Source organism: Methylobacterium sp. 174MFSha1.1 (genome assembly GCF_900116815.1).
Lineage (GTDB): Bacteria > Pseudomonadota > Alphaproteobacteria > Rhizobiales > Beijerinckiaceae > Methylobacterium.
The window spans coordinates 26,226-40,794 of the sequence record NZ_FPCB01000013.1; the positions used below are offsets into that span (position 1 = coordinate 26,226).

Annotated in this window: 15 protein-coding genes; 5 read left to right on the forward strand and 10 right to left on the reverse strand. The window is 72.4% G+C overall.

All coding sequences use genetic code 11. The annotated features are described in order from the left end of the window. Positions 1 to 227: 227 nt before the first annotated feature. Complete coding sequence (locus BM430_RS12005; RefSeq protein WP_093567497.1) at positions 228 to 1,229, reverse strand: 2-hydroxyacid dehydrogenase; 1,002 nt, start codon at positions 1,227 to 1,229, stop codon at positions 228 to 230. A gap of 280 nt (positions 1,230 to 1,509) precedes the next feature. On the opposite strand from BM430_RS12005, the gene BM430_RS12010 reads away from it, so the two are divergent. Further along, positions 1,510 to 2,085 carry an SH3 domain-containing protein gene (locus tag BM430_RS12010; protein WP_093567498.1) on the forward strand — a complete coding sequence of 192 codons (576 nt, stop codon included), beginning with the start codon at positions 1,510 to 1,512 and terminating at the stop codon, positions 2,083 to 2,085. Between the two features lie 90 nt (positions 2,086 to 2,175). Here the strand turns inward: BM430_RS12010 and BM430_RS12015 are convergent, their stop codons facing one another. From BM430_RS12015 to BM430_RS12030, 4 genes are all read right to left on the reverse strand, one after another. Continuing rightward, entirely contained in the window at positions 2,176 to 2,433 is a 258-nt protein-coding gene (locus BM430_RS12015; protein WP_093567499.1) for a hypothetical protein, read from the reverse strand. 161 nt (positions 2,434 to 2,594) lie between these two features. Beyond that, positions 2,595 to 3,374: a MetQ/NlpA family ABC transporter substrate-binding protein gene (locus BM430_RS12020; protein ID WP_093567500.1), complete on the reverse strand. Its 780-nt coding sequence runs from the start codon at positions 3,372 to 3,374 to the stop codon at positions 2,595 to 2,597. Between the two features lie 40 nt (positions 3,375 to 3,414). Beyond that, positions 3,415 to 4,080: a methionine ABC transporter permease gene (locus BM430_RS12025; RefSeq protein ID WP_093567501.1), complete on the reverse strand. Its 666-nt coding sequence runs from the start codon at positions 4,078 to 4,080 to the stop codon at positions 3,415 to 3,417. Further along, entirely contained in the window at positions 4,070 to 5,251 is a 1,182-nt protein-coding gene (locus BM430_RS12030; protein WP_093567502.1) for a methionine ABC transporter ATP-binding protein, read from the reverse strand. The genes BM430_RS12025 and BM430_RS12030 overlap by 11 nt, the downstream gene beginning before the upstream one ends. 290 nt (positions 5,252 to 5,541) lie before the next feature. Between BM430_RS12030 and BM430_RS12035 the strand changes: the two genes are divergently transcribed. Then, the gene (locus BM430_RS12035) at positions 5,542 to 6,381 is read left to right on the forward strand and encodes an aldo/keto reductase (RefSeq protein ID WP_093567503.1); all 840 of its coding nucleotides are present in this window, start codon (positions 5,542 to 5,544) and stop codon (positions 6,379 to 6,381) included. A gap of 6 nt (positions 6,382 to 6,387) precedes the next feature. On the opposite strand, the gene BM430_RS12040 is transcribed toward BM430_RS12035, so the two are convergent. Then, positions 6,388 to 6,891, reverse strand: a complete 504-nt coding sequence (locus tag BM430_RS12040; RefSeq protein WP_093567504.1) for a MarR family winged helix-turn-helix transcriptional regulator — start codon at positions 6,889 to 6,891, stop codon at positions 6,388 to 6,390. A 213-nt stretch (positions 6,892 to 7,104) separates the two neighbouring features. On the opposite strand from BM430_RS12040, the gene BM430_RS12045 reads away from it, so the two are divergent. Then, complete coding sequence (locus BM430_RS12045; protein WP_048450424.1) at positions 7,105 to 7,530, forward strand: organic hydroperoxide resistance protein; 426 nt, start codon at positions 7,105 to 7,107, stop codon at positions 7,528 to 7,530. Between the two features lie 98 nt (positions 7,531 to 7,628). Here the strand turns inward: BM430_RS12045 and rdgB are convergent, their stop codons facing one another. From rdgB to BM430_RS12060, 3 genes are all read right to left on the reverse strand, one after another. Beyond that, positions 7,629 to 8,261, reverse strand: a complete 633-nt coding sequence (rdgB, locus tag BM430_RS12050) for an RdgB/HAM1 family non-canonical purine NTP pyrophosphatase (protein ID WP_093567505.1) — start codon at positions 8,259 to 8,261, stop codon at positions 7,629 to 7,631. Then, positions 8,261 to 8,974: a ribonuclease PH gene (gene rph / locus BM430_RS12055; RefSeq protein WP_093567506.1), complete on the reverse strand. Its 714-nt coding sequence runs from the start codon at positions 8,972 to 8,974 to the stop codon at positions 8,261 to 8,263. The genes rdgB and rph overlap by 1 nt, the downstream gene beginning before the upstream one ends. Positions 8,975 to 9,150: 176 nt before the next feature. Continuing rightward, the gene (locus BM430_RS12060; RefSeq protein ID WP_244539453.1) at positions 9,151 to 9,486 is read right to left on the reverse strand and encodes a hypothetical protein; all 336 of its coding nucleotides are present in this window, start codon (positions 9,484 to 9,486) and stop codon (positions 9,151 to 9,153) included. 217 nt (positions 9,487 to 9,703) lie between these two features. Here BM430_RS12060 and hrcA point away from each other — a divergent pair, with 217 nt between their 5' ends. Together hrcA and BM430_RS12070 are read left to right on the forward strand one after the other, a co-directional pair. Then, on the forward strand, positions 9,704 to 10,807 hold the full coding sequence (gene hrcA, locus BM430_RS12065; protein ID WP_093567507.1) for a heat-inducible transcriptional repressor HrcA: 1,104 nt from the start codon (positions 9,704 to 9,706) through the stop codon (positions 10,805 to 10,807). 135 nt (positions 10,808 to 10,942) lie between these two features. Further along, entirely contained in the window at positions 10,943 to 12,793 is a 1,851-nt protein-coding gene (locus tag BM430_RS12070) for a DEAD/DEAH box helicase (RefSeq protein ID WP_093567508.1), read from the forward strand. A 231-nt stretch (positions 12,794 to 13,024) separates the two neighbouring features. Here the strand turns inward: BM430_RS12070 and BM430_RS12075 are convergent, their stop codons facing one another. Next, positions 13,025 to 14,509 (reverse strand): heme biosynthesis protein HemY, encoded by a 1,485-nt coding sequence (locus BM430_RS12075; RefSeq protein WP_093567509.1) that lies wholly within the window; start codon positions 14,507 to 14,509, stop codon positions 13,025 to 13,027. Positions 14,510 to 14,569: the final 60 nt, after the last annotated feature.

Here is a 14,569-nt window from a genome sequence, read left to right on the forward strand (position 1 = left end):
TCCGCGGGTCGGGCGCCTTCCGTCGGTGACACCCTCCGCGTCATCCCGGGGCCGCGACAGCGGAACCCGGGATCCACAAACGCCGACGGTTCAGGATGACGCCGAGGCCTTTCCGCCCGGTCTTGCGACGTCAGCGGTTATGGATCCCGGGTTCCCGCCTGCGGCGAGCCCCGGGATGCCATCGCGGGTGTCAGGACCGGGGGCGGACCGTGCCCGACAACGGTCCCTCACAGCATGCTGGGCAGGATCCGGTCCGGCGGCCGGTGGCCGTCGAGGAAGGTCTTGATGTTGATGATGACCTTCTCGCCCATGTCGACGCGGCTCTCGTGGGTGGCCGAGCCCATATGGGGCAGCAGCACCACCTTGCCGGCCTTCGCGAGCTTGACGAGGCGCGGGCTCACCGCCGGCTCCTGCTCGAACACGTCGAGGCCCGCCCCCGCGATGTCGCCGACCTCGATCAGGCGGGCGAGCGCGGTCTCGTCGATCACCTCGCCGCGGGCGGTGTTGACCACCACGGCCTCGGGCTTCAGCAGCTTCAGGCGCCGGGCCGAGAGCAGGTGGTAGGTCGCCGGCGTGTGCGGGCAGTTGACCGACACGATGTCGACCCGCGCCAGCATCTGGTCGAGGGATTCCCAATACGTCGCCTCGAGGTCGCTCTCGATCCGGGCGCCGACCCGGCGGCGGTTGTGGTAGTGGATCGAGAGGCCGAAGGCCTTGGCGCGGCGCGCCAGCGCCTGGCCGATGCGGCCCATGCCGACGATGCCGAGGCGCTTGCCGGTGATGCGGCGGCCCAGCATCCAGGTCGGCGACCAGCCGCCGGACCAGGCGTCGTCCGGGATGATCCGGGCCCCCTCGGTGACCCGGCGCGCCACCGAGAGGATCAGCGCCATCGTCATGTCGGCGGTGTCCTCGGTCAGCACGCCCGGCGTGTTGGTGACCGTGATGCCGCGCTGGAGCGCCACCCCGACGTCGATATGGTCGACGCCGTTGCCGAAATTGGCGATCAGGCGCAGGTTCGGGCCGGCCTGGGCGAGGAGCGAGGCGTCGATCTCGTCCGTGACCGTCGGCACCAGCACATCGGCCTCCTGGAGGGCCTGTGCCAGGGCGCCGCCGGTGAGCGGCGTGTCCTCGTGGTTGAGGCGCGCGTCGAACAATTCGCGCATCCGCGTCTCCACGACGTCCGGCAGGCGCCGGGTGACCACCACGAGCGGCTTGCGCTTCAACGACATGATCCCTCCCCTGCCCCGGGCGGGCCTCCCGGCCTGCCCGTGCGGCCCCGACACGCGATATGGGCGCCCGCGCCGCCCGAGAGTAAGCGACGCGGCGGCCCGGCGAAAAGCCCCGCCTTGGTGTGGACCACAGGCGTCGTTACGACCCGTTAACCATGGTCCGGCGATAGGGGCGGTTACGCCCCTCGATCCGGCCGGGGCGCGATGCCCGGCGGCCTCTCTAGCAGAGGTGATCGGGAAGACAATCCGCGCCGCTTCCCTGAAGGGAGACCGACCGCCGATGCTCCACCCGCGCTTCCTCGTCGCCCTGCTGCTCGCCGTCCTGGCTGCGCCCGCTGCCGCCGCGCCGCCGACCCCCGCCGCCAACCCCGCCCCCGGCGAGATCGGCATCACCATCGGCCCGACGACGAAGCTGCCGCTGCCGCGCTACGTCAGCCTGAAGACCGACCGGGTGAACCTGCGCGAGGGCCCGTCCAAGGACCATCGCACCCTGTGGGTGTTCCAACGCGCCGGCCTGCCGGTGGAGATCATCGCCGAGTACGAGACTTGGCGCCGCATCCGCGATTCGGAGGGCACCGAGGGCTGGGTGCTGCACTCGCTGCTCTCCGGCCGGCGCACCGCCGTGGTGCTGAACCGCGGCGCCGACAAGGGCGCTCCGGTGCCCCTCTACGACCGGGCCGATGCGGCGAGCGGCGTGGTGGCCCAGCTCCAGGCCGGGGTGATCGGCAGCGTCAAGACCTGCGACAAGACCTGGTGCCGCCTCGTGGTGGCGCTGCCGCAGAAACGCGGCGACGTCGACGGCTACATGCGCCAGGACCGCCTCTGGGGCGTCTATCCGGACGAGAAGGTGGATTGATCCGCGGGAACGACGCGCGAACGCGCGCCCGCCGGGCGGCATGAGCCGCCGACGAGCGCGCCGGGCGAGCCCGTGACCTTGCGGCGAGGCTCAGCGGGCGTGGTGGTGACGGTGCATGCGGCGGTGCTTCATCATGCGCTTCTTGCGCATGGTCGGCTGCATGGTCGCGCGGGGAGCGGCACCCATGGCCGGCGCGCCGCCGGGGGCGCCCATCTCGCGCTGCGTGCCGCCGAGCGGGCCGCCGGCCTGCGAGCCCGAGTTGTTGTAGGGCGAGTTGCCCTGGGCGAAGGCCGGAACGGCGGCGACGGTGAGGACGGCGGCGACCAGGGCGGACGTGATGATCTTCATCGGGCACCTCGAAAGGTAAGGCCAGCCCGTCAGTCGGGCCGTGCAGAGAAGACGCGCACGGCCTCGTTTGGTTTCACGGCCCCGCTTCATTGCGTCTCATCCCTGTGGATAAGACGCGGCGCGGGGCCGCCGCCTCGTGCCTGCGGCCCGGACGGCAGGGTTCACCAGCTGGTGAGCACCGCGCCGCCGAACTTGGCGTCGATGAAGGCCTTCACCTCCGGCGAGCGGTAGGATTCGACCAGCGTCGCGACCCAGGGCTTGTCCTTGTCGGCGCTGCGCACCGCGATCACGTTGACGTAGGGGCCCTTCGGCTCCTCCTTCAGGATCGCGTCGCCGGGCTTGAGGCCGGCCGCGGTGGCGTAGTTGGTGTTGACCGCCGCGGCGTCGACGTCGTCGAGCGAGCGCGGGGTCTGAGCCGCGTCGACCTCGATGATGCGCAGGCGCTTCGGGTTCTCCGTGATGTCGGCGACGCTCGGCTTGAAGCCGACATTCGCCTTCAGCTTCAAGAGGCCCTTGTCCTGCAGGAGCAGCAGGGCGCGGCCGCCATTGGTGGGATCGTTCGGGATCACCACCGTGCCGCCCGCCGGCACCGCGTCGAAGCTCTTGTGGCGCTTCGAGTAGACGCCCATCGGGAAGTTCACCGTCTGGGCCACGCTCTCGATCTTGTAGCCGCGATCGGCCTTCTGGTTGTCGAGATAGGGCTGGTGCTGGAACGAGTTGGCCTCGAGCTCGCCCGACGACAGGGCCTCGTTCGGCACGACGTAGTCCGAGAACTCGACCACCTGGAGGTCGAGGCCCTTCTTGGCGGCGATCGGCTTGACCGCCTCGAGGATCTGGGCGTGCGGGCCCGGCGTGACGCCGACGCGCACGCGCTGGCCTTGAGCGAGCGCCGGCAGGCTGGCGGTGGCGAGGAGGACCGCCAGGGTGAGGGTACGCAGCATCGTCTTACGCTCCGAGGGAGATTGGACAGAGAAGAAGGGGTCAGCCGTGGCGCAGGCGCTTGTTCATGCGCCGCGCCAGCCGGTCGCCGAGGGTCTGGACCAGTTGCACCAGGACGATCAGCACCACCACGACGGCGAGCATCATCTCGGGCATGAAGCGCTGGTAGCCGTAGCGGATGCCGAGATCGCCGAGGCCCCCGCCGCCGACGGCGCCGACCATCGCCGAGAAGCCGATCAGCGACACCACCGCCAGGGTGAGGCCGAGCACGATGCCGGGCAGGGCCTCGGGGATCAGCACCTTGAGGACGATCTGCAGCGGACTCGCCCCGAAGGCCCTCGCCGCCTCGACGAGGCCGCCATCGACCTCCCGCACCGCGCCCTCGACGAGGCGGGCGATGAAGGGGATCGCCGCGACCGTCAGCGGCACGGTGGCCGCAACGGTGCCGATCGAGGTGCCGGCCAGCAGCCGGGTGAACGGGATGATCGCCACCACCAGGATGATGAACGGCGTCGAGCGGGTGGCGTTGACGACGAGGCCGAGCACCCGGTTGAGCCAGGGGGCGGCCAGGAGCTCGCCGCGGCCGCTGGTGGCGAGGAACACGCCAAGCGGCAGGCCGATCACCGTGCCGAGGGAGGCCGCCACCGCCACCATCTGCAGCGTGTCGAGGGTGGCCTGGACGAGGAGGCGGAAGAGTTCAGGCGACATGGTGAGGATCCGTCAAGCCGGGCGCGGCGGTGCGCTGCCAGCCTGCGAGGTCGAGGGTGCCGAGCATCTCGACGTCGAGGCCGCGGGCCGCCAGGAAGGCTTGCGCCCGCTCCACCGTGCCGGGATCGGCAGCGATGCCGACCACCAGGGTGCCGAAGGGGCGGCCGGCGATCTCGTCGACGGTCCCCGAGAGGATGCCCGCCGGGATGCCGAGCTCGCTCGTGAGCTGGGCCAGCACCGGATCGGTGGCGTGCGGTCCCCGGAAGGTGATGCGCAGGACCGCCTGCTTCTTCCCTCCCTTGCCCTCCCCGGCCGTCAGGCCGGGGGTGAGGCGGGCGGCGAGGGCCGGCGGCAGGGTGCGGCCGGTCTCCTCGTCGAGGAAGGTGCGGGTGATCGCGGCGCGCGGCCGGGTGAAGACCTCGAACACGTCGCCCGTCTCGGCGATGCGGCCGTTATCGAGCACCGCGACCTCGTGGGCGATCGCCCGGATCACCGCCATCTCGTGGGTGATCAGCAGGATCGTCAGGCCGAGCTCCCGGTTGATCCGGCCGAGCAGGTCGAGGATCGAGCGGGTCGTCTCCGGGTCGAGGGCCGAGGTCGCCTCGTCGGAGAGCAGCACCTTCGGGTTGGTGGCGAGCGCCCGCGCGATGCCGACGCGCTGCTTCTGCCCGCCCGACAATTCGGCCGGATAACGGTCGGCCTGGGGCCCGAGCCCGACGAGGTCGAGGAGTTCGGCCACCCGCTTGCGGATCGCGGCCTTGTCGTACCCCGCCACTTCGAGGGGCAGCGCGACATTGCCGGCGGCGGTGCGGGCCGAGAGCAGGTTGAAGTGCTGGAAGATCATGCCGATGCCACGGCGCTCGGCCCGCAGGGCCGATTCCGACAGGGCCGAGATCTCGGCGCGGTCGACGATCACCCGGCCGCGGCTCGGCCGCTCCAGCCCGTTGACGAGGCGGATCAGGGTCGACTTGCCGGCACCCGAGCGGCCGATCACGCCGAGCACCCGGCCGCGGGACACCGAGAGGTCGATGTCCTCCAGGGCCGTCACGGCGCCGGCGCCGCGGCGCGCCGTGTACGTCTTGGCGACGCTCTCGAGCCGGACGAGCGCGTCGGGATCGCCGATCCGGTCGCTCAGGTCCACCGGCACCGGCACGCGGACGGGGGCCGTCACGGCGCGCGGGTCCGGGCGGGCGGGAAGACGGGAGCGGTCATCGGGGTCCTTCAGCGGAATGTCTCAGGCCGGGTAGTGGCCGGCACAGAACCCGGAAGCGGACTTTCTGTCAACCGGAATGTTCTTTTTGCAGAACGCATCCGGAGAGAAGGGCGTTTTCCCTCCCCTGCCCGCCGCGCCTAACCCTCCCGCCCCGCGACGATCCGCAGAAAACCGTGCATTCTCCGGGATCTGCCCTTGCCCTCCGGACGCCGCACGGCTCAGGACGGCACAGATCGCAGGAGCGCGCGATGCGACGGCAACCCTTCGGACGTAACCAGCCTGCGGTGCCGGTGATCGGGCAGGGAACCTGGTACCTCGACGAGAGCGAGCCCACCGTGGCGGCCGCCGCCCTGCGGCGAGGCCTCGATGTCGGGATGAGCCACGTCGACACCGCCGAGATGTACGGCGAGGCCGAGCCCCTGATCGCCGAGGCGATCGGCGACCGGCGCGACGAGGTCTTCCTGGTCTCCAAGGTCCTGCCCGGCAACGCCTCGCGCCGGGGCACGGTCGAGGCCTGCGAGCGCTCGCTCCGGCGCCTGCGTACCGATCGGCTCGACTGCTACCTGCTGCATTGGCGCGGGCCGCATCCCCTGGCGGAGACCTTCGCGGCCTTCGAGGATCTGGTGCGAGCGGGCAAGATCCTGTCCTGGGGGGTGAGCAACTTCGACGCCGACGACCTCGACGAGGCGTTGGCGATCGCGGGTCCCGACCGCATCGCCTGCAACCAGGTGCTCTACCACCTGGAGGAGCGGGCGATCGAGCATTCGGTCCTGCCCTGGTGCCGGCAGAACGGCGTCGCGGTGGTGGCCTACAGCCCCTTCGGCCACGACAGCTTCCCCGGCCCGGCGACCCCGGGCGGGCGGGTGCTGGCCGAGATCGCTGAGAGCCACGATTCCACGCCGCGGCAGGTCGCGCTCGCGGCGCTCACCCGGGGCGACGGCGTGCTGGCGATCCCGAAGGCGTCGAGCCCGGCCCACGCGGCCGAGAATGCCGGCGGCGGCAGCCTCACCTTGAGCGAGGCTGAACTCGCCCGGATCGACGCCGCGTTTCCGCGCGGGCGGGAGCCGCGGCACCTGCCGATGCTCTGAGGTCGCTCAAGCCACCCCGCGATCCGGCGCCGCGCAGGCGTGCAGGCTGTCGCGCAGGGCCACGATCTCGTCGCGCAGGGCCACCAGCCGCTCCGCCGGCCGGCCCGCGGCGCAGACGATCTCGTGCGGGAACGGCGTCGCCTTCTCGCGCAAGGACGCGCCGGCCTCGGTCAGGTTGATGCGCATCAGCCGCTCGTCCTGGGTGTCGCGGGCCCGGCTCACCAGGCCTGCCGCCTCCAGCCGCTTGAGCAGCGGCGTCAGGGTGCCGGAATCGAGGTAGAGGCGCTGGCCGAGGGTCTTCATCGTCTGCCCGTCCTGCTCCCAGAGCAGGAGGAGCACCAGGTATTGCGGATAGGTCAGGCCGATCCGGTCGAGGAGGGGCTTGTAGATCCGGTTGAAGGCATGAGCCGCCGAATAGACCGCGAAGCAGATCTGGCTGGAGAGCAGCAGGTCGTCGGCCCGGTCGGCTGGCTGGTCGGGCGTGGGGCCGCGCGCGTCGATCTCGGACATGTCCCGCTCCTCAAGTCCCGATTCTCAAGGGGGCTCCGTCGCGCGGGGCCTGACCGTGACGCTCGGGACCGATCTGCGCCCGAGGCCGCTTCGATCATAGCTAAGACGGCGCACAAAAACAAATTGCGCACAATCGAAATGTGATCTATGAGGATGCCGCGGGCGGCCGGGAATCGCTTCGGCGCGGCCGCCGCGATCTGTGAGGAGAGCCCGATGTCCGTCGACGTGAAGTACACCACCCAGGCCACGGCGAATGGCGGTCGCGACGGTCGCGCCCAGACCCAGGACGGCAGCCTCGACGTCAAGCTGTCGACCCCCAAGGAGCTTGGTGGGGCCGGCGGCGCCGGCAACAACCCCGAGCAGCTCTTCGCGGCCGGCTACGCCGCCTGCTTCCTCGGCGCGATGAAGTTCGTCGGCGGCCAGGAGAAGATCGCCGTCCCGGCCGACACCACCGTCACCGCCAAGGTCGGCATCGGCCCGCGCTCCGAGGGCGGTTTCGGCATCACCGCCGACCTGACCATCTCGCTGCCGGGCCTCGACAAGGCGACCGCCGAGAAACTGGTCGAGAAGGCCCACCAGGTGTGCCCGTACTCGAACGCCACCCGCGGCAACGTCGACGTGGGTCTCACTGTCGCGTAACCCAAGGTCACCCGGGACGGGGCGGCGTTCGCCGTCCCCGCTCCCACGAAGGCGCCCCTCCGCGAGAGCGGGCGCCAAGTCCACGTTCAATGTCCCGTTCAATCCGGGCGGCGCAGACAGGCGGCGGCGAGCGCCAGGAAGGCTCGGGCGCGGTGCGAGAGCGCCTCGCCCTTCGCCCAGTCGATGCCGTGCTTCTCGTCCGAGCTCAGCTCGCCGAAGGTGAGCGGGCTCTCGTCCGGCTTGAACATCGGGTCGTAGCCGAAGCCCTTGTCGCCGCGGGGCGGCCAGACCAGCTCGCCGAAGACCCGGCCCTCGAACAGCTCCTCGTGCCCGTCCGGCCAGGTCAGGACCAGGGCCGAGACGAAGTGCGACCGGCGATTCGTCGCAGCCCGGGTGGACAATTCGCGCTCGATGCGCGCCATCGCGCCGGAAAAATCCTTCGAGCCGCCGGACCAGCGGGCCGAGAACAGGCCGGGCGCCCCGTCGAGCGCGTCGACGCAGAGCCCCGAATCGTCGGCGAAGGCGGGCAGGCCCGTGGCCTGCGTCGCCGCCCGCGCCTTGATGGCGGCGTTCTCGGCGAACATCGTGCCGGTCTCGTCCGGCTCGGGCAGGTTCAGTTCGCCGGCCGAGACCGCCTCGACGCCGAAGGGCGCCAGCAAGTCGCGCATCTCGCGCAGCTTGCCGGCATTGTGGGTCGCGATCACGACCCGCCCGGTGAGGAGGCGACCCATCAGGCGATCGCCTGCTTCTGGAGCGCCACCAGATCGGCCACGCCCGCCTTGGCGAGGCGCAGGAGCCCTAAGAATTCCTCCTCCGAGAACGGCTTCACCTCGGCGGTACCCTGCACCTCGACGATGCCGCCGCCGCCGGTGATGACGAAGTTGGCGTCGGTCTCGGCGCCGGAATCCTCGGCGTAGTCGAGGTCGAGGACGGGCGTGCCCTTGTGGATGCCGCAGGAGATCGCCGCGACGTGGTCGCGCATCGGGTCGACCGAGATGATCGAGCGGCCGCGCATCCAGGTGAAGCACTCGTGCAGGGCGACCCAGGCGCCGGTGATCGCCGCCGTGCGGGTGCCGCCGTCGGCCTGGAGCACGTCGCAATCGACCACGATCTGGCGCTCGCCCATCGCCGGCAGGTTGACGACGGCGCGCAGGGACCGGCCGATCAGACGCTGGATCTCCTGGGTGCGGCCGGACGGCTTGCCGGCATTGACCTCGCGCCGGTTGCGGTCGTGGGTCGCCCGCGGCAGCATGCTGTACTCGGCGGTGACCCAGCCCTTGCCGGAGCCGCGCAGCCAGGACGGCCCGCGCTCCTCGAGCGAGGCGGTGCACAGAACCTTGGTCTCGCCGAAGGTGACCAGGCACGAGCCCTCGGCGTAGCGCGAGACGCCCCGCTCCAGCGTGACCTTGCGCAGCTCGTCGGGGGCGCGCTTCGAGGGGCGCATGGGCAACTCCTGTCCAGGGCGCCGCGCGCTGACGGCGCGGCGCTTCGATCCCCTGAGGGCCGCGCGCTCTTAGGCGCTGGCGCCGGGGGCGGCAAGGGGAGGCCCCAAGAGCACCCCCAAAGAGGGACCCCATGCAGAAGGGCCCGGGCACCATGCGCCCGGGCCGCGCCCGCCCGTCAGTAGTAGCCGTAGCCCCGGTGATGGTGCCGGCCGTGATGGTGGCCCCAGTGCCGGTGATGGTGGTGGTGGCCCCAGTGACCGTGGTGGCGCCGGTGATGGCCCCAGCCGCCGTGGTGGTGATGGCCGTGGCCCCATCCGCGGTGATGGCCGCGGCCCCCGCCGTGATGGTGGCCCCACTGCGCCTGCACCACCTCGGCGGCGGGCGCCGTCGCGGCGCCTGGCGCGAAGGGCGCCGCCTGGGCGCTGCCTGCCGTGAAGAGACCGCCCGCCACCAGAGCGGCCGCCGCCAGAAGCCGTGTGCCGGCCGCCATCGGGTTTCGCATCGTCAGCATCCTCGCCTCCGGATCGTCTCGCCGCACGACGCGTGCGGCCATGGAGACGAGAGTGGCGCCGGGGGGCTGAACGCGGTCTGAGACGCGACGCCGGCTTCCGTTCAGGTGACGACATCCGTCGCGGACGCGAAATCGGACCGCCGCGCGGCGTCGCGTCCGCTTGCACGAAGCGCGGGCTCGCCTCACAGTAAGGGGTCGTTTGGCTCCCGTAGGGTTGATGAACACGCGCGACCTTCCACCCCTGCCCGGCGGCTCCGGACAGGCCCGTGCCATTGCCGAGCTCAACGAGCGCTCGCGGGAAATCTTTCGCCAGATCGTCGAGAGCTACCTCGCCACGGGGGAGCCGGTGGGGTCGCGCAACCTCGCCCGCATCCTGCCGATGGCGCTCTCGCCGGCCTCGATCCGCAACGTGATGTCGGACCTCGAGCAGGCCGGGCTGATCTACGCCCCCCATACGAGCGCCGGCCGGCTCCCCACCGAGCACGGCCTGCGCTTCTTCGTCGACGCGCTGCTCGAACTCGGCGATGTCGGCCAGGAGGAGAAGGGCCGGATCGAGGCGCAGATGCGCGCCGCCGCCTCGCGCCACACCTTCGAGAGCGCGCTCACCGAGGCCTCGGTGCTGCTCTCGGGCATCTCGCGGGGCGCCGGCGTCGTCGTCACCGCCAAGCAGAACCCCCGGCTGCGCCACATCGAGTTCGTGCGGCTCGATCCCGGCCGCGCCCTGGTGGTGCTGGTCTCCGACGACGGCTCGGTCGAGAACCGCCTGCTCGACCTGCCGCAGGGCCTGCCGGCCAGCGCGCTCCAGGAGGCCTCGAACTTCCTCAACGCCCGCATCCGCGGCCGCACCCTCGGCGAGGTGCGGGGCGAGATCGAGGCCGCGCGGGCGGCGATGAAGCAGGAGCTCGACGAGATCACCGGGCGCCTGGTCGATGCGGGCCTCGCCCGCTCCGTCGGCCCGAGCGAGGAGCGCCAGCTGATCGTGCGCGGCCAGGCCAACCTCCTCGACGACCTGCGGGCGGCGGAGGACCTGGAGCGCATCCGCCTGCTCTTCAACGACCTGGAGAGCCAGAAGGACGTGATCGACCTCCTCTCCCGCGCCGAGGGCGGCGAGGGCGTGCGCATCTTCATCGGCTCGGAGAACAAGCTGTTCTCGCTGTCCGGCTCGTCGATGATCGCGGCACCCTTCCGGGACGGCAGCCAGACCATCGTCGGCGTCGTCGGCGTCATCGGGCCGACCCGGCTCAACTACGCCCGCATCGTCCCGATGGTCGATTTCACCGCCCGGGTGGTTTCGCGGCTGCTGGAGCGCGGCCGCGGCTGAGAGGTCAAGACCGGCGCAAGCGTTTTGTGATGTGGGGAACGCGGAAAAGCTGCTTGTCCCCCGGATTCACAAGGGGGGCGGGCTCCGGCATGGTCGGGGAATGGTTCGCGATTCCCTTCCGATGTCCCCTCGCCCGTGAGCGCCCCGTCCCGTCCCCTGCGCAGCCACCAGCGCAGCCTGTCCGAACTCGTGGGCGCGCTCGCCCGCGGCGAGGCCACGGGCATCACCGACATCCTGGCGGCGGTGACGCCCGGTGGCGGCAAGTCGCTGCTGCCTGTCATCGCGGCCTCGAAGCTGATCGCGGCGGGCCTCGTCGACCGGGTGGTCTGGATCGTGCCGCGGGATTCCCTGCGGCTCCAGGCCGAGGAGGCCTTCGCCGATCCGGCCTGGCGGGCGGCCCTCGGCCACGCCCTCTCGGTGCGGGCGGCCGACAACTCGCCCGATCCGAGCCGGGGGCTGGCCGGCTACGTCACCACCTACCAGGCGGTGGCGGCTTCCCCCGCCCTGCACCTGTCTGAAATGCGGCGCCACCGCACCCTCCTCGTCGTCGACGAGGTCCACCACCTGCCGGCCCTCGCCAACGGCGAGGCGGGGAGCGAGGCCGCGGCCTGGAGCAGCGCCCTGCTGCCGCTGTTCCGCGAGGCGAGCGTGCGCCTCCTCCTCTCCGGCACCCTGGAGCGGGCGGACGGCCGGCGCATCCTGTGGCTGCCCTACCGGACGGAGGGCGGCGCGCCGGTGCCGGACATCGAGGCCCCGGGCTGGGCGGTGATCGGCTATTCCCGCGCCGAGGCGCTGGCCGAGAAGGCGGTGTTGCCGGTCAATTTCGGGGCGCTGGACGGCGAGGCGAGCTGGCTCGAGGGCGGACGCACCAGCGGCCAGGCCCGGGTCGGCCCGCACCGGCTCTCGGGCGCGGGCCCGAGCGCGACGACGCGGCCGGCCCTGTTCACGGCGCTCCGCACGGGCTTCGCCCGCGACCTGCTGCGCGAGGCCTTCTTCGCCACCCGCCGCGTGCGGGCCGAGCGCCGGCGCAAGCGCGGCCTTGGCCCCACCGAGGCGGTCCGAGGCCTCGGCAAGCTCCTCGTCGTCGCCCCCGACCAGGCGAGCGCGCAGAGCTACCACGCCATGATCCAGGCCTGGATGCCGGAGGAGCAGGCGCGCCGCGACGTGCGCATCGCCACCTCGGCGGAAGCCGACGCCCATGCGGCGCTCGCCGCCTTCCGGCTCACCCCCGAGCCCGCCGTGCTGGTGACGGTGGCGATGGCCTATGAGGGGCTGGACGCCCCCGAGGTCGCGGTGGTGGCGGCCCTCACCCATATCCGCTCGCGGCCCTGGCTGGAGCAGATGATCGCCCGGGCGACCCGGGTCGATCCCCATGCGGGCGACTACGCCGACCAGCACGCCCTGGTCTTCCACCCCGACGACCCGCTCTTCGCGCAGTTCCGCGCCCGCATCGAGACCGAGCAGGCGACCGCGACCCGACCGCGCAAGCGCCCGACGGGAGCCGCCTCGCCCGAGCCGCGACCGCTGGCGCGCGAGATCGACGAGGGCATCGTGCCGCTGGAGAGCAACGCGCTCGGCCTGCGCTACGCGATGCTGCGGCCCGGCCCCTCCATGGCGATGGCAAGGCCCGAGGCCCAGCGGGAGGCCGGACGGCCCGGCACCGATGCGGGTCCTGTCCCGCCCTCGCGGGTCGAGCGGGCGCTCCGCGCCCGCGTCGCCGCCATGGTGACCGCGCAGGCGGTGGAGGACGAGGCCGAGCTGCGGCTGCCCCGCGGCGCGTCGCTCGCCCACCGCTACAACGCGGTGCTCAAGCGCCTCTTCAACAACAAGAGCCGCGCCGCAATGACGGCGGAGGAGCTGGAGGCGGCCCTCGCCTGGCTGGAGCGCAACCGGCTCCAGGACCACCTGCACCTGCTCGACGGCGATTCGCGCTACGAATGGAGCGTGCGGCGGCGCTGGGCCGGGGTGGAGAGGCGGCCGGGCTGAGCGTGCTCGGATTGTCGAACGAGTTCGAACCCTCAATGTCATCCCGGGGCCGCGCAGTGGAACCCGGGATCCATAACCGCCGACGATGCAGAACCAAGCGGAGAGCGATCCGCCTTATCCTGTGACGTTAGCGTTTATGGATCCCGGGTTCCGCTGCGCGGTCCCGGGATGACGTCGAGAGGTATTACCGCCGAGTGTCGAGCCGATCCCGGCCGTCAGGCCGTGAGGGCCTCAGCGCCCCGGCCCGACCACCTCCGGCACCTTCACCGGCACCGGCACCACCGGCGGGGTCACCGTGCCGGGCGGGATCGTGCCGATCGTGGCGGTGCCGTTGCCGGCCTTCGCGGGGGCCCCGCCGTTGAGCGAGCCCGGGTTGTGCGAGGTCGCGGCCGGCTCGGGCTCGTGGGCGGGGCCGGAATGGGCGCGGCCCAGCAGGTCCGGCGGGGTCTGCCAGACGAAGGCGTCGAGGCGCCCGCTGACCGGGGAGATCGGCGCCCAGCGATCGGTGACGAGGCCGTCGGCACACCAGGCCGGGTCGCGCGGGGCGCGGGTCGCCCGCGCCTGCCACTCGCGGGCCTTGCCCGACTGGGCACCGTGCTCGGCCTCCTCGATCTCGGCCATCAGCTCGTAGGCATGCGCGGTCGGCTGGTCGGCGAGCAGCGGCGCCAGCACGTCGCGGGCGCGGCTGAATTCCCGGGCGTCGATCGCCGCGCGGGCGATGGCGAAGCGCGATTCCGGGTGCCAGGACGAGATCCGGGCCAGGGTCTCGGCGCGGGCGAGCCGGTCGCGGCTCGAATCGCCGGTGCGCAGGTCGAGATAGACCCGGGCGAGGTCCGGGTGCGGGTTGGCGCGCCAGGCCGCCTCGATCGCCTTGGCGCCGCGCTTGAGGTCGCCGCGGCGGGCGAAGAGGCGGCCGGCCACGGCGGCGGCGGGCACGAGATCGGGGGCGAGCTTCACCGCCTCCCGGGCCTGCGCCAGGGCGCGCTCGGGATCGCCCGCCTCGAGGTCGAGGGCGCTGGCGGTCAGCAGCACCGCGCGCTGGCGCCGCATCGCCGCCTTGTCGGAGAGGCCGAGGCCTGCGCGGCGCGAGACGGTGTCGAGGGCGCCCGACCAGTCGCGGTCGGCGCACTGGCTCTCCATCACCGCCTCGTTGGCCCAGGTCACGCTCGGGGCGAGGCGGGCGGCCTCGATCGCGTAGGCGCGGGCCGTGGTCTCGTCGTCCTGGCGCCGGGCCTCGACGAACAGGCCGCGCAGGCCGAGTACCCGGGTCTCGGGATCGTCGACCATGCGCTGGAAGGCGCGCTCGGCCCCGGCGCGGTCGCCGGAGATCTGGGCGGCCTGGGCGGTCAGCAGCAGGGCGAGCGGCTCGGGGCCGAGCAGGCGCTCGGCCTCGCCGGCGTGGCGGCGCGCCGCGATCGGATCGCCCGAGCCCACCGCCACCATGCCGCGCGAGAGCGCGTTGTAGCCCCGGGCCTGGCGCCGGCGCCGGCTCGACAGGGTCAGCCGCTCGGGCAGGTTCAGGATGCCCCGGGCGAAGGCCCAGACGAAGCCGAGCACCACCGCCAGCACCATCACGCCGACGAGCGCGGCCGCGAGGCTGGTCGCCAGCTCGTAGCCGCCCCAGGTCACTGTGACCACGCCGGGCCGGTCGGCGAGCCAGACCGCCCCGTAGGCGGCGAGGGCGAGGAGAGCCAGGAAGGCGAGTGCGCGCCACATCGGTCGATCAACTCCAGAAAGCCGCGCTGCCGCACCGGGCGCGCGAGGGGGCGTCGAGCG